The sequence below is a fragment of the Tsukamurella sp. USMM236 genome, assembly GCF_037148755.1.
GTDB lineage: Bacteria > Actinomycetota > Actinomycetes > Mycobacteriales > Mycobacteriaceae > Tsukamurella.
Genome location: NZ_JBBCSS010000007.1, coordinates 39,107 through 57,683 on the forward strand (window position 1 = coordinate 39,107; position 18,577 = coordinate 57,683).

General features: G+C 70.6%; 14 protein-coding genes. 6 read left to right on the forward strand and 8 right to left on the reverse strand.

Features of this window, described 5'->3' with window-relative positions:
- Positions 1 to 114: 114 nt before the first annotated feature.
- Together WFK95_RS20170 and WFK95_RS20175 are read left to right on the forward strand one after the other, a co-directional pair.
- Complete coding sequence (locus tag WFK95_RS20170; protein WP_224647440.1) at positions 115 to 501, forward strand: recombinase RecA; 387 nt, start codon at positions 115 to 117, stop codon at positions 499 to 501.
- Between the two features lie 134 nt (positions 502 to 635).
- Positions 636 to 929 carry a hypothetical protein gene (locus WFK95_RS20175; RefSeq protein ID WP_336671723.1) on the forward strand — a complete coding sequence of 98 codons (294 nt, stop codon included), beginning with the start codon at positions 636 to 638 and terminating at the stop codon, positions 927 to 929.
- Between the two features lie 163 nt (positions 930 to 1,092).
- On the opposite strand, the gene nrdH is transcribed toward WFK95_RS20175, so the two are convergent.
- Both nrdH and uvrA read right to left on the reverse strand, forming a co-directional pair.
- Positions 1,093 to 1,344, reverse strand: a complete 252-nt coding sequence (gene nrdH, locus WFK95_RS20180; RefSeq protein WP_224647435.1) for a glutaredoxin-like protein NrdH — start codon at positions 1,342 to 1,344, stop codon at positions 1,093 to 1,095.
- 126 nt (positions 1,345 to 1,470) lie between these two features.
- The gene (gene uvrA / locus WFK95_RS20185; RefSeq protein ID WP_336671724.1) at positions 1,471 to 4,329 is read right to left on the reverse strand and encodes an excinuclease ABC subunit UvrA; all 2,859 of its coding nucleotides are present in this window, start codon (positions 4,327 to 4,329) and stop codon (positions 1,471 to 1,473) included.
- 51 nt (positions 4,330 to 4,380) lie between these two features.
- Here uvrA and WFK95_RS20190 point away from each other — a divergent pair, with 51 nt between their 5' ends.
- Positions 4,381 to 5,037, forward strand: a complete 657-nt coding sequence (locus WFK95_RS20190) for an MBL fold metallo-hydrolase (protein ID WP_336671725.1) — start codon at positions 4,381 to 4,383, stop codon at positions 5,035 to 5,037.
- A 4-nt stretch (positions 5,038 to 5,041) separates the two neighbouring features.
- Here the strand turns inward: WFK95_RS20190 and WFK95_RS20195 are convergent, their stop codons facing one another.
- On the reverse strand, positions 5,042 to 6,085 hold the full coding sequence (locus tag WFK95_RS20195; RefSeq protein ID WP_336671726.1) for a DNA polymerase IV: 1,044 nt from the start codon (positions 6,083 to 6,085) through the stop codon (positions 5,042 to 5,044).
- A 51-nt stretch (positions 6,086 to 6,136) separates the two neighbouring features.
- Positions 6,137 to 7,318: an epoxide hydrolase family protein gene (locus WFK95_RS20200; RefSeq protein WP_336671727.1), complete on the reverse strand. Its 1,182-nt coding sequence runs from the start codon at positions 7,316 to 7,318 to the stop codon at positions 6,137 to 6,139.
- Positions 7,319 to 7,419: 101 nt separating this feature from the next.
- Here WFK95_RS20200 and WFK95_RS20205 point away from each other — a divergent pair, with 101 nt between their 5' ends.
- Positions 7,420 to 8,010 carry a CGNR zinc finger domain-containing protein gene (locus WFK95_RS20205; protein WP_336671728.1) on the forward strand — a complete coding sequence of 197 codons (591 nt, stop codon included), beginning with the start codon at positions 7,420 to 7,422 and terminating at the stop codon, positions 8,008 to 8,010.
- On the opposite strand, the gene WFK95_RS20210 is transcribed toward WFK95_RS20205, so the two are convergent.
- Both WFK95_RS20210 and WFK95_RS20215 read right to left on the reverse strand, forming a co-directional pair.
- The gene (locus tag WFK95_RS20210) at positions 7,977 to 9,062 is read right to left on the reverse strand and encodes a hypothetical protein (RefSeq protein WP_336671729.1); all 1,086 of its coding nucleotides are present in this window, start codon (positions 9,060 to 9,062) and stop codon (positions 7,977 to 7,979) included. The two genes, WFK95_RS20205 and WFK95_RS20210, sit on opposite strands and share 34 nt — an antisense overlap.
- Positions 9,063 to 9,080: 18 nt before the next feature.
- Positions 9,081 to 11,993, reverse strand: coding sequence for a hypothetical protein (locus WFK95_RS20215; RefSeq protein WP_336671730.1), 2,913 nt, complete (start codon positions 11,991 to 11,993; stop codon positions 9,081 to 9,083).
- Positions 11,994 to 12,191: 198 nt separating this feature from the next.
- On the opposite strand from WFK95_RS20215, the gene WFK95_RS20220 reads away from it, so the two are divergent.
- On the forward strand, positions 12,192 to 13,352 hold the full coding sequence (locus WFK95_RS20220) for an FAD-dependent monooxygenase (RefSeq protein ID WP_336671731.1): 1,161 nt from the start codon (positions 12,192 to 12,194) through the stop codon (positions 13,350 to 13,352).
- 163 nt (positions 13,353 to 13,515) lie between these two features.
- On the forward strand, positions 13,516 to 15,756 hold the full coding sequence (locus WFK95_RS20225) for a HelD family protein (protein ID WP_336671848.1): 2,241 nt from the start codon (positions 13,516 to 13,518) through the stop codon (positions 15,754 to 15,756).
- Between the two features lie 12 nt (positions 15,757 to 15,768).
- Here WFK95_RS20225 and WFK95_RS20230 read toward each other — a convergent pair whose 3' ends face one another.
- Together WFK95_RS20230 and uvrB are read right to left on the reverse strand one after the other, a co-directional pair.
- On the reverse strand, positions 15,769 to 16,212 hold the full coding sequence (locus WFK95_RS20230; RefSeq protein WP_224647414.1) for a universal stress protein: 444 nt from the start codon (positions 16,210 to 16,212) through the stop codon (positions 15,769 to 15,771).
- Between the two features lie 163 nt (positions 16,213 to 16,375).
- Positions 16,376 to 18,538 (reverse strand): excinuclease ABC subunit UvrB, encoded by a 2,163-nt coding sequence (gene uvrB, locus WFK95_RS20235; RefSeq protein WP_336671732.1) that lies wholly within the window; start codon positions 18,536 to 18,538, stop codon positions 16,376 to 16,378.
- Positions 18,539 to 18,577: the final 39 nt, after the last annotated feature.

Sequence of the window (18,577 nt, forward strand, 5' to 3'; positions counted from 1 at the left end):
ACGGAATCCGCGGCGGCGACCGGACCAGCCGACCATGAGTCGGCGTGGTGGGAGTGGACTCCACTTGCTGCCCCGGACATAGCCGGAGCGGTCGCACATGACAGTGTAGCAGTCGTGAGTGAGAATCCGAATTCGTCCCCCGAGCCCGACACACTGGAACGCCTGGTCGCGGACTCGCCGTCGATCGAGGTCATCTCCAGCGCCTGGATGCTGCTGATGAGCGCCGCGGCCGAGAAGCTGGGCCTGACGGGCGCGGACGGCGACGCGACGACGGCCTTCGACCCGCGCGAGAGCCCGCACTTCGACCTCGACGAGGCCCGGCGACTGATCACCGCGCTCGCCGGCCTGACCACGGCGTCCGTCGAATATCTCGGTCCGCACGCGGGCCCCTACCGCGACGGACTGAAGTCGCTGCAGCTCGCCTTCCGCGAATACAGTAGTTACCCTGACGAACCGGGCCACGGTCCGGGCGAGAAGTACACGGGACCGGTGTACAGCTAACCCTCAGGGTTATCCCCCAAAAACACCCTGACCTGTGTAAATAGGTCTAGTGTTCCAGGTCACACGAGGCGTACCGTCACGGCATGACAAGGATGAGAGCGCTTGCGGCCGGCGTACTGGTCGCTGCAGGAGTAATGGCACCCCTGGGAACGGTGGCCGCCACGACGGCGGCCGCCGCTCCGACCCCCGCGGTATCGCACCCCGGGCACGGATGGTGCGAACCGGGCCGCTGGGTGGGCGGCTACTGGACCCAGGGCCGCTGGCACCCGGGCTGGTGGGAGCGCGGCTACTGGCGGCCGGGCTGGGTGGATCGGTGGGGCTGGCACCCGGGCTACTGGGTCCAGCCGCGCTGGCACAACGGCTGGTACGAGCAGGGCCGGTGGGTTCCCGGCCGGTGGGAGCCCGGCCGCTGCTACCCGCACCGCTGAGTCGATAATCGAACAACCCTCCACGGCCGAACGAACGGGCCCGCAGCCGCTTCCCCGCGGCTGGGGGTCCGTTCGGCTTTCACCACGTCACCCGAAGACGCGGACGGGCCCTCAGTCGCATCCCCGCGACTGAGGGCCCGTTCGGCCGTGTCCGTGCTTCGCGCTACGCGCTGGCGACGGCCGCCGACGCCAGCGACTTGATCCGGTCGGGACGGAAGCCGGACCAGTGGTCGGCGCCGTCGACCACGACGACAGGCGCCTGGAGGTAGCCGAGCGCCAGGACGTACTCCCGCGCCTCCTCGTCGAGGCTGATGTCGACCGAGGTGTACTCGACGCCCGCCTTGTCGAGCGCACGGTAGGTCGCCGTGCACTGCACGCACGCGGGCTTGGTGTAGACGATCACGTTGCTGCTCATGCTCTCAATACTACATCTAGTGTCACAAGCGTGCAATTTACACAAGATACTGTGGATTGCGCTCCACAGCCGTCCCCAGGCGATCCACCGTCCGTCCACAGCCGCATCCCCAGGGCGGCGGCCCTCCTACGTGGCCAGAACCTCCTTGAGGAAGGTTCCTGTGTAGGAATCCGGCACCGCGGCCACGTCCTCGGGGGTGCCCTGGGCGACGACGGTGCCGCCCCCGTGACCGCCCTCCGGCCCCATGTCGATGACCCAGTCGGCGGTCTTGATGACGTCCAGGTTGTGCTCGATCACGAGCACCGAGTTGCCCTTGTCGACCAACCCATCGATCACCTGCAGCAGCTTCGCGATGTCCTCGAAGTGCAGGCCGGTGGTCGGCTCGTCGAGGATGTAGACGGTGCGGCCGTTGGACCGCTTCTGCAGCTCGGCCGCGAGCTTCACGCGCTGCGCCTCGCCGCCCGACAGCGTGGTGGCCGGCTGGCCCAACCGGACGTAACCGAGGCCGACCTCGACGAGCGTCTTGAGGTAGCGGTGGATCGACGTGACCGCCTCGAAGAACTCCGCGGCCTCCTCGATCGGCATGTCCAGCACCTCGGCGATGTTCTTGCCCTTGTAGTGCACTTCCAGGGTCTCGCGGTTGTAGCGCGCGCCGTGGCACACCTCGCACGGGACGTAGACGTCCGGCAGGAAGTTCATCTCGATCTTGATGGTGCCGTCGCCCGAGCACGCCTCGCACCGGCCGCCCTTGACGTTGAACGAGAAGCGTCCGGGCTGGTAGCCACGCACCTTCGCCTCGGTGGTGGCGGCGAACAGCGTGCGGATCTTGTCGAAGACGCCCGTGTACGTGGCGGGGTTGGACCGCGGCGTGCGGCCGATCGGCGACTGGTCGACCTGCACCAGCTTGTCGAGGTCGTCGAGCCCGGTGACGCGGCTGTGGCGCCCCGGCACCTGGCGCGCGCCGTTGAGCTTGTTCGCGAGCACCGTCGCGAGGATGTCGTTGACGAGGGTCGACTTGCCCGAACCCGAGACGCCGGTGACCGCCGTCAGCACGCCCAGAGGGAAGGCGACGTCGATGTTCTTGAGGTTGTGTTCGCGCGCCCCGACGACCTTGAGCTGGCGCTTCTTGTCGATCGGACGGCGCACCGCCGGCACGGGCAGCGCGCGCCGGCCCGAGAGGTAGGCGCCGGTCAGCGAGTCCTTGTTCTTGAGCAGCGCCTTGTAGGTGCCGCTGTGCACGACCTTGCCGCCGTGCTCGCCCGCGTACGGGCCGATGTCGACGACCCAGTCGGCGGTGCGGATCGTGTCCTCGTCGTGCTCGACGACGATGAGCGTGTTGCCCAGGTCGCGCAGCCGCACGAGGGTGTCGATCAGCCGGCGGTTGTCGCGCTGGTGCAGGCCGATCGACGGCTCGTCGAGCACGTACAGCACGCCGGCGAGGCCGGAGCCGATCTGCGTGGCGAGCCGGATGCGCTGCGCCTCGCCGCCCGACAGCGAGCCCGCGGCGCGCGACAAGGAGAGGTACTCCAGGCCCACGTCCAGCAGGAACGCGATGCGGGCCTGCACCTCCTTGAGCACGCGGCCGGCGATCGCGGCCTCGCGCGCGCCGAGCTTGAGGTCGGAGAGGTAGTCGGAGCACTCCCCCACGGACATCGCCGCGACGTCCGCGATCGACTTCTCGCCGAACCGCGGATGGTCGAGCGTCACGGCGAGGATCTCGGGCCGCAGCCGCGCCCCGGAGCACGCCGGGCACGGCACGTCGCGCATGTAGCCCTCGTACCGCTCCTTCATCTGCTCCGACTCGGTCGACTCGAGGCGGCGGTGCAGGAAGGGCATGACGCCCTCGAACTCGGCGTAGTACGAGCGGGTGCGGCCGTACCGGTTGCGGTACTTCACGTGCACCTGGTGCTCGGAGCCCTCCATCACCGCCTTACGGGCCTTCGCCTGCAGGTCCTTCCACGGGGTGTCCAGGTCGAAGCCCATCGCATCGCCCAGTCCGGACAGCAGGCGGAGGAAGTACTCGGCGCTCTGCCCCACCGACCACGGTGCGATCGCGCCCTCGTTGAGCGTCATCGTGGGGTCCTGGATCACGAGCTCCGGGTCGACCTCCTTGCGAACGCCGAGGCCGTCGCACTCCGGGCACGCACCGTAGGGCGAGTTGAAGGAGAAGGAGCGCGGCTCCAGATCGTCGACCGCGATGGGGTGGCCGTTCGGGCACGCCATCTTCTCGGAGAAGCGCCGCTCCCGCTCGGGGTCGTTCTCCTCCCGGTCCACGAAATCGAGCACGACGATGCCGTCGGCCAGCCGCAGGGCCGTCTCGATGGAATCGGTGAGGCGCTGCTTGGCGGTCGCCTTCACCGCCAGGCGGTCGATCACCACCTCGATGTCGTGCTTCTCCTGCTTCTTCAGCTTCGGCGGCTCCGCGAGCTGGTAGACCACGCCATCGATCCGGGCGCGGGAGTAGCCCTGCGTCTGCAGCTGGTTGAACAGGTCGACGAACTCGCCCTTGCGGGTGCGGACGACGGGCGCGAGCACCTGGAAGCGGGTGCCCTGCTCCATGTCGAGCACCTGGTCGACGATCTGTTGCGGGGTCTGCCGCGCGATCACCGAGCCGCACTCGGGACAGTGCGGCGTGCCGGCCCGCGCGTAGAGCAGGCGCAGGTAGTCGTAGACCTCGGTGATGGTGCCGACGGTCGACCGCGGGTTGCGGTTGGTCGACTTCTGGTCGATCGACACCGCGGGCGAGAGGCCCTCGATGAAGTCGACGTCGGGCTTGTCCATCTGCCCGAGGAACTGGCGCGCGTACGCCGAGAGCGACTCGACGTAGCGCCGCTGCCCCTCGGCGAAGATCGTGTCGAACGCGAGGCTGGACTTGCCGGAGCCCGAGAGCCCCGTGAACACGATCAGGCTGTCGCGCGGGAGATCCACATCGATACCCCGCAGGTTGTGCTCGCGCGCGCCGCGCACGATCAAACGATCGACCACCGTGATCCCCTCATCTGACTCATTGCAGGCCCACAGCGCGGGCCCTCGTCAATGCTAGGCAACCGCACCGACAAGTTTTCGCCGCGCGGTAGCGTCGAGGCCGTGACCACCACGATCAAGCAGATTTCCGTCGGCGGTATGGACAACACCGTCTACCTGGTGAGTGATTCCTCCGGGCGCACGCTCCTCATCGACGCCGCCAATGAGGCCGAGAAGATCCTCGAGGTCGCGCGGGAGACCGGCGGCGTCGAGCTGATCGTCACCACCCACCGCCACCTGGACCATTGGTACGCGCTGACCGAGGTCCGCGAGGGTCTCGGCGTGCCCGCGGCGGCCGGCGTCAACGACGCCGTGGGCATCGACGCTCCCACCGACCGCACTCTGTCGGACGGCGAGGTGCTCACCGTGGGCGATCTCACGTTCGACGTCATCGAGCTCGTCGGCCACACGCCCGGCTCGATCGCGCTCGCCCTGCGTCCGGAGTTCGACGGCGCGCCCGTCCACCTGTTCACCGGCGACAGCCTGTTCCCGGGCGGCGTCGGCAAGACCGGCTCGCCCGAGGACTTCGACCGCCTCTACGCCGACGTGACCACCAAGCTCTTCGACCGCTTCGACGACGACACCGTCGTGCACCCCGGCCACGGTAAGGGCACGACGATCGGCGCCGAGCGTCCGCATCTCGCGGAATGGCGCGAGCGCGGCTGGTAGCCGATCAGGGGTAGCCGCCCTCCGGCGGCACCATTTCGCCGCGCACGCCCAGCAGCCGCACCGGGCGATCGTCGTCGAGGGCTCGGTACAGCGCCTCGGCGGTGTCGGCGATGGTCGCCGGATCGAAGGTCGGCTCGGGCAGCTTGCGCACGCGATTGACGGTGAAGAAGGGCGCGAACCTCACCTTCACGTGCACCCGCATGCACGGGCGGGCCTCCGCCCGCAGGTCCGCCACGACTGCGCCCGCCAGCTCGTCCAGCGCGCCGCGGACCTGCTCGGGTGTCACGAGATCCTCCTGAAAGGTCCGCTCGTGCCCGTGGGCGCGGGCGACCCACGGCGTCTCGTCCACCCGGTCGGGCCCCGCACCGCGCCCCAACCCCCGCAGGTAGGGGCCGGTGCGCGGTCCGAACTCCGCGGCCAGGGCGGCCTCGTCGGCGGCGGCCAGGTCCGCGACCGTGCCGATGCCCAAGCCCGCCAGCCGCTGGGACAACCGCGATCCGATCCCCCACAGCTCGCGCGTGGGCCGCTCACCCATGACCGTGAGCCAGTTCTCCTTGGTGAGCCGGAAGACGCCGCGCGGCTTGCCGAGGTCGGTGGCGTTCTTCGCACGCACGGTGGTGGCGCCGATCCCGATCGAGCAGTGCAGACCGGTCGCGCCGAGCACCGCGCGCTGGATGGCGGCGGCCGCCGCGGCCGGGTCCTCCGTGTCCAGCCCGACGAAGGCCTCGTCCCACCCCAGGACCTGCACGGACGCGTCGGGGAGGGCCCGTAGCGTGCGCATCACCTCGGCGGACACCTGTTCGTAGACCGGGAAATCCACGGGGAGGAAGACGGCGTCGGGACATCGCTTGGCCGCGGTGCGCAGCGGCATGCCGGACCGGATGCCGAACGCGCGGGCCTCGTACGACGCCGTGGACACGACGGCCCGCTCGGTCGGGTCGCCGCGTCCGCCGACGACCACGGGGAGACCCATGAGCTCGGGGCGGCGCTGCATCTCGATCGCGGCCAGGAACTGGTCCATGTCGACGTGCAGCACCCACCGAGTCATGCGTCCAGTGTGCAGCGCGGAGGGTTTGATCCGCCCCGAGATCCGCCGACGTCACGCCACGCGATCACCATGCGCCGCGAGCACTGCGGCGAGCCCCTCCCGCAGGTCCTGAACGTACAGATCGGGCACCTCGAGGGAAGGGAAGTGCCCTCCGTGTTCCGGTGACCACCACCGAACGATGCGCCGGTAGCGCTGCTCCGACCACGGGCGCGGGTATTTCTCGATGTCGCGCGGGTAGATGGTGATCGCCGCCGGTACGTCGACGCGGAGCGCCGGATCGAGCGCCGCGTGGCTCTCGGCGTAGATGCGCGCGGCGGAGGCGCCGGATCGCGTCAGCCAGTACAGCGTGACGTCGTCCAGCACCCGGTCGCGCGAGATCGTCTCGAACGGGCTGTCCTCGGTGTCCGACCATTCGGCGAACTTGTCGAGGATCCACGCGAGGAGCCCCACCGGGGAGTCGACGAGCGAGTACCCGATGGTCTGCGGGCGCGTTGCCTGCTGCTTCGCGTAGCCGGCGCGGTTCGCCCAGAAGTCCGCGGTCTCCGCGGCCCATGCGCGCTCCACCGGCGTGAGGCCCTCGGTGGTCAGGCCGGGCGGCCCCTCCGCGAAGGTGGTGTGGATGCCGAGGACGTGGTCCGGGAAGCGGCCCGCGAGCACCGTCGTGATGTTCCCGCCCCAGTCCCCGCCGTGCGCCAGGAAGCGCGGGTACCCGAGCCTGCCCATGAGCTCGACCCATGCGGCCGCGATCCGCTCGGTCCCCCACCCGGGCGCCGAGGGCTTGTCGCTGAAGCCGAACCCCGGGAGCGACGGGATCACGACGTGGAACGCGGGCGCCCCGTCGTCGACGGGGTCGGTCAGTGCGGCCACGACGTCGACGAACTCCGCGACGCTGCCCGGCCAACCGTGGGTCAGGATCAGCGGTGTCGCGTCCGGCCGAGCGGAACGCCGGTGCAGGAAGTGGATCCCGAGGCCGTCGACGATCGTGCGGAATTGACCGATGCGGCGCAGGCGGTCCTCGAACAGCCGCCAGTCGTACTCGGTGCGCCAGTAGTCGACGAGGTCCACGAGGTCGGCGAGCGGGACGCCCTGGGCCCACCGACCGCGCCCCGGCGGTGCGCCGCAGACGGTCTCCGGCTCGGGGAGCCGCGCCGCGGCGAGCCGTGCGCGGAGGTCGCCGAGCTCGGCCTCGTCGGCGCGCGTGTCGAAGGATTCGATTCCGTCGGAGCGGGGCATGACAGACCTCCTGACCGTTGCCCGACCCGGCTTCCTTTTGAACCGGCTATGACGGTTCTAACACGACCGGTCCCCGAGTGACAACCGGCTATGCTGGTTCCATGGGACCGTTCCCCGACTTCCGCCTCGGCAGCGAGCTCGCCACCGGCTTCACCGCGACGCTCACGGAACGCTGCGGCGATCCGGTCGAGCGGATCCCCACGCCGCAGCGCCTCGCTGACTGGTTCGCCGCCGTCGGGCTCGCCGTCTTCGCGTGCACGGACGACGACCTCGTCCGCGCCGTCGAGCTGCGCGAGGCGATCCACCGCGCCGCGACCGCCGCCGCCCGCGACGAGCCCCTCCCGCCGCGCGCGGTCCGAGTCCTCAACGACTGCAGCGCGCGGGGCCGGGCGGCGCTGGTCCTGACCCCGCAGCGGCAGGGACGATGGGACCTCACCGCGGGCGACGAGACCACGGACGCCCTCGGGGTGATCGCCCGCGACGCGATCACGCTCCTCGCCGGCGAGCGGCCCGGTCGCTGGGCGCTGTGCGCCTCGCCGACCTGCCGGGCGGCGTTCTTCGACACCAGCCGCAGTCGTAGCCGCCGCTGGTGCGAGATGAACACCTGCGGCAACAAGGAGAAGAAGGCGCGCTTCAGCGCCGCGCACGAATCGCCCGCTCAGGGGGCCGGACACGCGAGCCCCGGCCGGTAGACGGCGTACCGCCGACCCTCGGGATCGAGGGCGAAGCCGAGGTAGTTCTTGTAGAAGGTGAAGTGCGCGGTGAAACCGCTGTGGACGTTCATCAGCTTGTCCCCGCCGACGTCGTACTCCGAGTACGTCCCCAGCGGCGCGGCGTGCACCGCCGCCCGGGACGCGTCCGCGAGCGCCGCGGCGTAGGACGCCTGGTTGGCGCGGCAGAAGGCGTGCCTGAGGAACTTGAAGGCGACCGACACCGTCGAGCTGCGGGGCCGGAACGGGGTGAACCCGGCGACCCCGGTCAGGAGTTGGTTGAGCAGGTCCACGTCCTCGTCCACCACCGCGTCGAGTTTGAGCACCACGTCACCGCCGAGCCCGGATCCGGTGTACCCCTTCGCCTGCTCGACCGCCCACAGCGTGTGGTGCACCACCTTCGGGAAAGCACAGCCCCACAGCCACGACACCCCGTCCGCGGCGAAGGCCTTGCGGAACAGGTCGAGCTGCGTCGCCTCCATCGTCGGGGGCTGGAAGTCCAGCCGGGGCCGGGCGTCCCTGTCGTCCGGGTCCCGCATCGTGCCCGTCAGCGGCACCGTCATCGTCGACGGTGCGCCGAACAGGTTGGGGATGGTCAGCTCGATGGTGCGGTCGTCGTCGCTGTTGACCAGGATCGGGCCGCCCATCCAGCCGTGGCTGAAGACGCTCAGCTCGGTCAACGTGCCGGGAGCGGCGGCGCCGATGTCCTGCACCCGTCGGTACACCTCGGGCATGCCCATCACGGTCCACTGCCCGGGCTTGAACCGCGTGTGCCCGCCGACCGTCGTGTAGCTCGCGCGGCCCACCGGACTGAAGGGCTTCGAGCTGGTGACGGCCTCCGTGCGCTTGCCGCCGGGGAAGGTGATGTCGCGGACCTCGACCTCCCCCGCGCGGACGTCCATCGTCACGAAGCGCAGGTCGGCCCGCGCGGTGTTGCGGCGCTCGAGGAGGCGGCGACGGTTGTCCGCCAGCTGGCGGAAGTCGACGCCCTTGAACTCGTAGTCGACCCCCGCGACCAACACGCCCTGTTTCATCTCGGCGCTCCCGCCCGCTCAGTCGACCGGCTGCCAGTCCTCGCCGACCTTCGTCCACGACGGCAGGTCGTCGTTCGGACGGAGCTCGGCGAGGGTCGTCGGGAGGTGCACGAGCCACGGCTCGCCCTGGGGCACCTCGTTGCCGGGCGCGCCGGTGGCCTCCTGGATCTCCTTGATGATCGGGACGTACAGCGGATCGGTGACGTCGGGCGCCGGTCCGCCGCTCCAGATCTCGCCGGTCTCCAGGTAGTGGAGCACCGCCGCCTCGAAACCGGGGCGGACGGGGAAGACCACGCGCGCGGCGCCGGCCCGCAGGAAGTCCGCGAAGAGCGGATCGACGTCGTCGAGCAGCATGCGGTGCGACCAGCCGGGCTTCCAGCCCCAGAAGTACGGGTAGAAGAAGTACACGAGGTGCTCCCACTCGAAGGCCTGCTCGAAGAACCGCACGTACGGCATCTGCGCGGCGGCCCGCGCGAGGTGCGGCTGGGGATAGCCCTCGGCGGAGAGGCTCAGCGCGCCGAACGCGTCGAAGTGCTGCGCGGTGATCATGGTCAGGCACTGCTTGCGCAGTTCCGTGGTCGTGATGCGCTGGTTCCACCCCGGGTTGCGGCCGGAGATGACCACGCCGGCCTTGGCCGCCGCCTCCGCGAGCGCGGACTCGTACGCCTGCACCTTCGCGAGATAGCCCTGGGTGATGGCCGCGTGGGCCTTGAGCTGCCACGCCTTGTAGGCGCGCGGCGTCCGCTCGCAGAAGATCTCGACGGTGGCGGCCAGGTTCCGCATGCCGTGGCCGAAGTAGGCGACCGAGACCGAGCCGACCTCGCCCGCCATGTCGACGTAGCCGACGCCGTTGATCGCGTCGACCCAGTTGCTGCCGATCATGACGTGCCACGCCGCCGAGTTCGGGTAGTACCAGAAGCCGCACTGGAACAGCGCGTACTTGGCGACGTAGCCGTCGTCGATGGCCAGGTCCTGGGACTTGGAGCTCTCGTACGGCGACTGGTTGACCACGGCGTCGAAGGCCTTGGCCACGGTGCGGATCGGCGGGGGCGGCGCCTCCAGGCCGGTCACGTCGTACCGGTGCGCCCATGTCGTGTAGTTGGCCTCGGTGATCTGGTCCGCGGTGAGGGTGAACGGGACGGGCTTGCTGAGCTGCTCCCCCTCCGCGGGGTTCGCGTTCTGCGCGGTGATGAAAGCGGTCCCCGGCTCCGGCACCGTCACGTCGAACAACAAGCGCTTGCCGTAGTTGTAGACCTGGGCCTGCATCACCTTGTCGACCCACTGGTAGACGCCGCTGACGTTGCCCCCGCCGGTCGTGTTGTCGAAGCCGTGACTGTACTTCTCCTCGAACTCGTTGATCGTCGTGGTGGAGCGGCGCTCGAGGACCCGCTCGATCACCTTGCTCACCGACCGGGCGACGACGTCCTTGCTGAACTCGGACGCCTGCTTGGCGGACTCCTCGCTGGAGCTCTTGGTGCTGTAGTCGGCGTTGGCCTTGACCTCGACGAACGGGCCGTACTTCGCGTCGACGGAGACGCCGGCCTTGAACTCGGTGTCCTGCTTGAGCGTCTGGCTGGTCTCGCGTTTGAGGGAGAACCGGTCCGTCGACTGCACGTCGCGCTCGTCCTCCCGGGTGGTCTCCGATTCGGTGAGGATCGTCGTCTCGGTGCGGTCCAGGCGGCGGGTCTCACGGTTGAGGCGCTCCGTCTTGAGGACGTTCTCGATGTGGCCGACCTCGCCGCCCTCGTACCGCAGGACGTGCTGGCGGACTAGGAGCAGGTCGCCGATGCCGACGGGCCGGATGGAGCCGTGCCCGGTGGGCATCGCGGTGGCGGGCGCCCCGACGTAGTCGGAGGACGCCGCGGTCCCGAGGAGCGACGATCCGATCGCGACGATCGTCTTCGACGCCGTGGTCATTCGGCCGTCCGCGGCGGTCAGCAGCTCGGTGCGGGCGTCGTGCAGCCTGCTCATCACCGACGGCAGCGCATCCGTGGCGAGGTCCAGGTCCAGGCTCGCGATCGTCGCGCGGGCGGCGGACGAGATCCGTCCGACGGTGGTCTCCGACAGCTGCCACGGGGACCGCAGCTCCGCGGACCGCGGAGACGGCCGATTGACCTGCTCCCGTGTGGGTTCCCTGCCCTCGCGGGTCTCGGGCCGCGCGGCACGCGCCTCGCGGACGTCACCCGTCGCGGGGGCATCGCGGGGCACCTCGCGCTCGACGAGGAAGTCGCCCGCGCGCAGGCGGCCCAACTCGGCCAGCGCCGCGTCCAGGCGCTGGACCTCCGCCACGGTCGCCGGGTCGGGTTCGGTCACCGACGGCGCGGTGGGCGCAGCAGGTGCGGTGGGCGCAGCGGAGGCGGCGGGTGCGGTGGGCCCCGCCGTCGCGGCGTGCGGTCGATCGACCGGGGCCGTCGGTTCGCGCTCGCCGGCGTCAGCGTGATTCCGTTCGCCCCAGGCCGGCATCGCCAAGGGCCGCAGCGCCACCGGGTCCGCGCCGTCGGCCAGCGCGCGGAGGGCGTCGTAGCCGCGGGCGGCGGTGGCAAGGGCCCGCGCATCGGTCCCCGAGGAGTCCGAGACCAGTTTCGTCGCGACCAGGACGTCGGCGAGACGGCCCTCGTCGCGGGCGAAGGCGTCGTCGGCGACGATCTCGGACACCGGGGTTCCGGTGATCGCCTCGACGACGGCGCGGACGGCTTCCGCCGGCCGCGGGCCGCGGGCCAGCTCGGCGGCGACGGCGAGGGCGGCGCCCGCGTGGGCGAGGTCGTCGGTGCGACGCAGCGCATCGTCCCGACGCAGGAGTTGGACGGCCCGGCGGCGCGCGACGCCGGCGCCGCGCGCGGTGTCGAGGGACGGCGGGGCCAGGATCTTGACCTCCGTGGCATCCGGAGCGTCGGCGGGACGCAGCAGTACGAAGCGGAACAGATCGTCCACGATCGGCCCCTTTCTCAGAGGATGGGATGGTCCGAGTCACGCTACGATCGGCGCCGACGAACCACACGAGTAGCGGAGTACCCGAATCCCCCACCGGCGTACTCGGTTCGGTGTCCGCCGATCGCGGTTCCGCGTCGACTCCGGCCGCGCGCCACTACGATCAACACCGTTGTTTCCGCGAACGACCGAGGAGCCCCTATGGCCGCACCCAGGGTGTTGATCGCCGGCGCGAGCATCGCCGGACCCGCTCTCGCGCACTGGCTCGCGCACTACGGCGCGGAGGTCACCGTCGTCGAACGGGCTCCGGGTCTCCGGCCGGGCGGGCAGGCGGTCGACGCGCGCGGGGTGGCGCGGGAGGTGATCCGCCGGATGGGGCTCGACGGGGCCGTCCGCGCGGCGCGCACGGAAACCGCTGGGGCGCACCTCGTGGACGAGGACGGCACCGTCCTCCAGACCTTCGGCGCGGAGGACGACGGCGGCGACGGCTTCATCGCCGACATCGAGATCCTCCGCGGCGACCTGTCCGAGGTACTGCACGACGCCACCCGCGACCGGGTGGAGTACCTGTTCGGCGACCGGATCGCGACGCTCACCCAGGATCCGGACGGGGTCGACGTCACCTTCGCGGGCGGCTCCGAGCGCCGATTCGACCTGGTCATCGGTGCCGACGGCCTGCACTCCTCGCTCCGCGCGCTCGCCTTCGGGCCGCACGAGCGCTACCTGCGCCACCTCGGGCACGCGATGGCCTTCTACACCGTGCCCAACGAGTTCGGGCTGGACCGCTGGCTGCTCGACTGCGTGGTCCCGGGGCGGTCGGCGGGCCTGCGCCCGATCCGCGACGCCGCGCTCGGGATGGCCCTGTTCTCGTTCGCCGCCACCGAGGCCGAGCTCGCGGTCCGCGACGCCGACGCCCAGAAGGCGTTGCTCCGCGACAAGATGGCCGGCCTCAGGTGGCTTACCCCGCGGATCCTCGCCCATGCCGACGCCGCCGACGACTTCTACCTCGACGCCGTCGCGCAGGTCGTGATGGACGCCTGGTCGACGGGGCGCGTGGCGCTCCTGGGCGATGCGGCGTTCTGCTCGTCACCGATGTCCGGGCAGGGCACCAGCCTCGCACTGGTGGGCGCCTACGTGCTCGCCGGCGAGCTCGCCGCCGCGGACTGGCGGCCGGAGCCGGCGTTCGCCTCGTACGAGCGCCTGCTGCGGCCGATGGTCGAGGCCAACCAACAGGTCGGACAGTGGAACGCTGCCAGCCGCACCGTCCCCGCCCCCGGCGAGCCACCCGCCACCTCGCCCGAGGACTGGGACATGGCCGTCATCGAGCGCGCGATCAACGGCATCGACCTGCCCGACTACTGACCGTGGCCGGGTGGCGGCGGCGCCGAGCCCGCGGATCGTGGACAATGGACGGTCTGATTCATCGCCGCCGCACACGAGGAGTCCCGTGACCACCGACGCCGTCGATCCCCTGCTCGCCGAGGAGCAGGCCCACCTCGATCGCGTGTACGCCCGGATCGACGCCATGCGCACCACCGCGAACCGGCGCCGGGCCGACAACCTGCAGGAGGTGGGAGAGAACCCGCAGGAGATCTCCGAGCGGGACTCGTACCACCAGCTCTACACCGACGACATCGCGAAGTACGACGCCGCCGAGCAGAACCTCTACTTCGGCCGCCTCGACATGACCGACGGAGACGCGGGCTCGCCCGACGCGGTGCGCCGCATCGGCCGGATCGGCGTCCTCGACGACGACGAGGACCTGAGCACCCTCCTGCTGGACTGGCGCGCGCCGCTCGCCCGCCCGTTCTACCTCGCCACGCCCGCGCAGCCGGAGGGCGTCGCGGTGCGCCGGCACGTCCGCACCCGCGGCCGCGACCTCACGGGCGTGGTCGCCGAGCGCCTCACCCTCACCGGTGAGGGGTTCGACGGTGCCGAGGCCGGGCAGGGCCTGGGCTCCAACGTCGCCGGGGAGTCCGCGCTGGTGGATGCCCTGAACCGGGCCCGCACCGGGCACATGGCCGACATCGTGGAGACGATCCAGCGCGAGCAGGACGCGATCATCCGGTCGGAGCACCGCGGCGTCCTCGTGGTGCAGGGCGGCCCCGGCACCGGCAAGACCGCCGTGGCCCTGCACCGCGCCGCGTACCTCCTGTACACGTACCGGCAGAACCTCTCCCGCACGGGCGTGCTCATCGTGGGCCCCAACGAGACCTTCCTCAACTACATCAGCCAGGTGCTCCCCAGCCTCGGCGAGACCGGCGTCCTCCTGAGCACGATCGGCGACCTGTTCCCCGGCGTCATCGCCACGCTGGAGGACACCGCGGCGGCCGCGCGGCTCAAGGGCTCGACCGCCATGGTCGAGGTCGTCAAGCAGGCGGTCCGGGGCTGGCAGACGGTGCCGGACGAGCCGATCGTGCTGAAGTTCGACGGCTACCCCCTGACGATCGACAAGAAGCTCGCCACCCGCGCCCGGGGCCGCGCCCGCTCCTCGCGGCGAGCGCACAACACGGCCCGCGCGATCTTCCGGCAGTCCGCGCTCGACGCCCTGGCCGCGCAGCACGCGGCGACGATCGGCTCGTCGGTGGTGGACAACACGATGCTGCTCTCCCGCACCGACATCTCCGACATCCGCGATGAGCTGGCGCAGGACCGGGAGGTACTCGGCGCGCTCGATCAGCTGTGGCCGGCGCTGACGCCGCAGCGGGTGCTGACCGAGCTCCTGCGCGACGAGGACCGGCTGGCCGAGGCCGCACCCGACCTCACGGACGCGGATCGCGCCGAGCTGCGCCGCGACGCGGTCACCGGCGCCGACGGCAAGCCCGCCTTCTCCCCCGCCGACGCGCCGCTGCTCGACGAGATCGCCGAGCTTCTGGGCGACGACGACCCGGACGCCGACGAGGCGGAGCGCCAGTGGCGGCAGCGACTCGAGGAGGCGCAGGAGGCGCTCGACATCCTGACCGGTTCCGCGCCACAGGATCTGGACGACGAGTTCGACGCCGAGATCCTCATGGCGTACGACCTGATCGACGCGGAGCAGCTCGCGCAGCGGCAGACGGTGCGCGAGTTCAACTCCACCGCCGACCGCGCCCGCGACGACCGCACGTGGACGTTCGGTCACATCATCGTCGATGAGGCGCAGGAGCTCTCGGCGATGGCCTGGCGAATGCTGATGCGGCGCAGCCCGAACCGGTGGATGACGCTCGTGGGCGATACCGCGCAGACCGGCGACGCCGCCGGGATGACCAGCTGGGGCGAGGCCCTGGACCCGTACGTTCCCGGACGGTTCACGGTGGCCGAGCTGACGGTGAACTACCGCACGCCCGAGGAGATCATGGATCTCGCGGCCGACGTCCTGGCCGAGATCGATCCCGCGCTGTCGCCGCCCGCGTCGGTGCGAGCGGGCGCGGAGCCGCCTCGGCTGGTGCGGGTCGACGGCGGCCGGCCGCTCGTCGAGGCCGTGCGCGCGGAGCTGCCGCGCGACGAGGACCGCCTGACGGCGGTGCTGGCACCGTCGGGCCTGGTGGCCCCGCTGCGGCGCCTGACGGCCCCGAACGTGCGCGTGATGAGCGTCCGCGATGCGAAGGGGCTGGAGTTCGACCACGTGATCGTGGTGGAGCCGGGCCTGATCGTGGGCGAGCCCGCCGAGGTCGAGTTCGACCGGGGGCTTCGGGATCTGTACGTGGCCCTGACGCGAGCGACCCAGACGTTGACCGTGGTCACGTCCGGGTCGCTGCCGCGCGCGCTGCGCGCTCTGGAGGCCTGACGGCCTCCGGTACTACGTGGTGTGGACGATCAGGATGTCCACGGAGGTCTTGCGGGCCGCGTCGGAGGGCACCGAGCCCAGCAGCCGGCCGGTGAGGGAGTTCATGCCCTTGTTGCCCACGACCAGCAGGGCCGGCTCGGGCAGCGACTTGACCAGGTCCAGCAGCGCGTCGACCGGCTGGCCCTTGATGGCCCGCTTCTCGACGTTCTTCGCGCCGGCGGCGACCGCGCGGCCCTCGGCGGTGCGGAGCATGTCGTTGACGGGGTTCGCACCCTGCAGCTGGTACGCGTCGGCGCCCAGGATGTCGGAGGCGGCCGGATCGGCGCCCTCGCTCGGCAGGAAGGCGCAGGCGATCACCAGCTTGCCGTCGCCGGTCAGCGCAGCGGCGCGCTCCACGGCGCGCAGCGACGACTCCGAGCCGTCGGTGCCGACGACGATCGTGCTGTAGCCACTCATCGAGTCTCCTCTTTCTCTACGTTTCTCCAGCGGAGGTCTGCCATGGGAACGCCCTAGCATTACTTCTCCGACACAATAGCCTCATCGTCCCCGGGAACAGGCCGTTTGCGGCGGGGAACACACCGGATCAACCGATGTCACCCGATTCGCAGGCCTTCGCAGGTCATTGCAAACCGGCGGCGTCCATGCCGCGAAGCTCCTTCTTCAGGTCGGCGATCTCGTCCCGAATCCGGCCCGCGAGCTCGAATTGCAGCTCCCGTGCCGCATTCATCATCTGGTCCGTGAGTTCGGAGATCAGGTCCGCGAGCTCGGCGCGCGGCATCGATTTCACGTCCTCGCCCTCGTACATCCCGGCGCTCACCGCCGACGCCGACCGCAGCTCCCCCTGGGCCCGGCGGCCCCGGGAGGCGTTGCGGCCGGAGCCGCCGATGGCCTGCTCCGTGTCGTCCGCCTCCGTGTACACCTGGTCGAGGATGTCGGCGATCTTCTTGCGCAAGGGCTTCGGATCGACGCCCATCTTCGTGTTGTAGGCGATCTGCTTCTCGCGGCGACGGTCCGTCTCCTCGATCGCCACGCGCATCGACTCGGTCACCTTGTCGGCGTACATGTGCACCTCGCCGGAGACGTTGCGGGCCGCGCGGCCGATCGTCTGGATGAGGGAGGTGGTCGACCGGAGGAAGCCCTCCTTGTCGGCGTCCAGGATGGCCACGAGTGAGACCTCCGGCAGGTCGAGACCCTCGCGGAGCAGGTTGATGCCGACCAGCACGTCGTACTCGCCGAGCCGCAGCTGCCGGAGCAGCTCCACGCGGCGCAGGGTGTCGATGTCGCTGTGCAGGTACCGGACCCGGATGCCCGCCTCGAGCAGGTAGTCGGTGAGGTCCTCCGCCATCTTCTTGGTGAGGGTGGTGACGAGGACGCGCTCGTCGCGCTCCGTGCGGTCGCGGATCTCGTGGATCAGGTCGTCGATCTGCCCCTTGGTCGGCTTGATCACGACCTGCGGGTCCACCAGCCCGGTGGGGCGGATCACCTGCTCGACGAACTCGCCGCCGGTCTGCCCCAGCTCGTACTGGCCGGGGGTGGCCGAGAGGTACACCGTCTGCCCGATGCGCCCCGCGAACTCCTCCCAGGTGAGCGGGCGGTTGTCGACCGCCGACGGGAGCCGGAAGCCGAAGTCCACGAGGTTGCGCTTGCGCGAAGCGTCGCCCTCGAACATCGCGCCGATCTGCGGGACGGTCACGTGCGACTCGTCGATCACCAGGAGGAAGTCCTCCGGGAAGTAGTCGATGAGGGTGGCGGGCGCCGAGCCCGCGGCGCGCCCGTCGATGTGGCGGCTGTAGTTCTCGATGCCGGAGCAGAAGCCGACCTGCCGCATCATCTCCAGGTCGTACTGCGTGCGCATCCGCAGCCGCTGGGCCTCGAGCAGCTTCCCCTGCCGCTCGAACTCCGCCAGCCGCTCCTCCAGCTCGGCCTCGATCCCCTCGATGGCGCGGGCCATCCGCTCGGGCCCCGCGACGTAGTGCGTGGCGGGGAAGATCCGCAGATCCTCGACCTGGCGCACGATGTCGCCGGTGAGCGGGTGCAGGTAGTACAGGGCCTCGATCTCGTCGCCGAAGAACTCGATCCGGATGGCGAGCTCCTCGTAGGACGGGATGATCTCGACGGTGTCGCCGCGGACCCGGAACGAGCCGCGGGTGAAGGCCATGTCGTTGCGGGTGTACTGCACGTCGACGAGCAGCCGCAGCAGGGCGTCCCGGTCGACCTCCATACCCACCTCGAGCTGCACCGAACGGTCGAGGTAGCTCTGCGGGGTGCCGAGGCCGTAGATGCACGAGACGGACGCGACCACCACGACGTCCCGCCGCGACAGCAGCGACGAGGTCGCCGAATGCCGCAGCCGCTCCACGTCGTCGTTGATCGACGAGTCCTTCTCGATGTACGTATCGGACTGCGCGATGTACGCCTCGGGCTGGTAGTAGTCGTAGTACGAGACGAAGTACTCGACCGCGTTGTGCGGCAGCATCGCCCGCAGCTCGTTGGCGAGCTGCGCGGCCAGCGTCTTGTTCGGGGCCATGATGAGCGTGGGCCGCTGCACCTTCTCGATCAGCCAGGCCGTGGTGGCCGACTTGCCGGTACCGGTGGCGCCGAGGAGCACCACGTCCCGCTCGCCGGAGCGCAGCCTGCGCTCGAGGTCGGCGATGGCGGTGGGCTGATCGCCCGCCGGCTCGTACTCGCTGACCACCGTGAACTCCGCCGGGGCCCGCTCGATCTCCCCGATGGGCCGGTGCTCGGAGTGCGCCACCACCGGTTGTTCTGCCGCGAATGCCATGGGACCAGCCTAGGCCGACCCACCGACAAGTTTTCCGCG

Bases quoted from the DNA above. Each gene is read 5' to 3' on its own strand.
- WFK95_RS20175 (WP_336671723.1), top strand. From the start codon at position 636: ATGGCACCCCTGGGAACGGTGGCCGCCACGACGGCGGCCGCCGCTCCG.
- nrdH (WP_224647435.1), bottom strand. From the start codon at position 1,344: ATGAGCAGCAACGTGATCGTCTACACCAAGCCCGCGTGCGTGCAGTGC.
- WFK95_RS20190 (WP_336671725.1), top strand. From the start codon at position 4,381: ATGCTAGGCAACCGCACCGACAAGTTTTCGCCGCGCGGTAGCGTCGAG.
- WFK95_RS20195 (WP_336671726.1), bottom strand. From the start codon at position 6,085: ATGACTCGGTGGGTGCTGCACGTCGACATGGACCAGTTCCTGGCCGCG.
- WFK95_RS20200 (WP_336671727.1), bottom strand. From the start codon at position 7,318: ATGCCCCGCTCCGACGGAATCGAATCCTTCGACACGCGCGCCGACGAG.
- WFK95_RS20205 (WP_336671728.1), top strand. From the start codon at position 7,420: ATGGGACCGTTCCCCGACTTCCGCCTCGGCAGCGAGCTCGCCACCGGC.
- WFK95_RS20210 (WP_336671729.1), bottom strand. From the start codon at position 9,062: ATGAAACAGGGCGTGTTGGTCGCGGGGGTCGACTACGAGTTCAAGGGC.
- WFK95_RS20220 (WP_336671731.1), top strand. From the start codon at position 12,192: ATGGCCGCACCCAGGGTGTTGATCGCCGGCGCGAGCATCGCCGGACCC.
- WFK95_RS20225 (WP_336671848.1), top strand. From the start codon at position 13,516: ATGCGCACCACCGCGAACCGGCGCCGGGCCGACAACCTGCAGGAGGTG.
- WFK95_RS20230 (WP_224647414.1), bottom strand. From the start codon at position 16,212: ATGAGTGGCTACAGCACGATCGTCGTCGGCACCGACGGCTCGGAGTCG.
- uvrB (WP_336671732.1), bottom strand. From the start codon at position 18,538: ATGGCATTCGCGGCAGAACAACCGGTGGTGGCGCACTCCGAGCACCGG.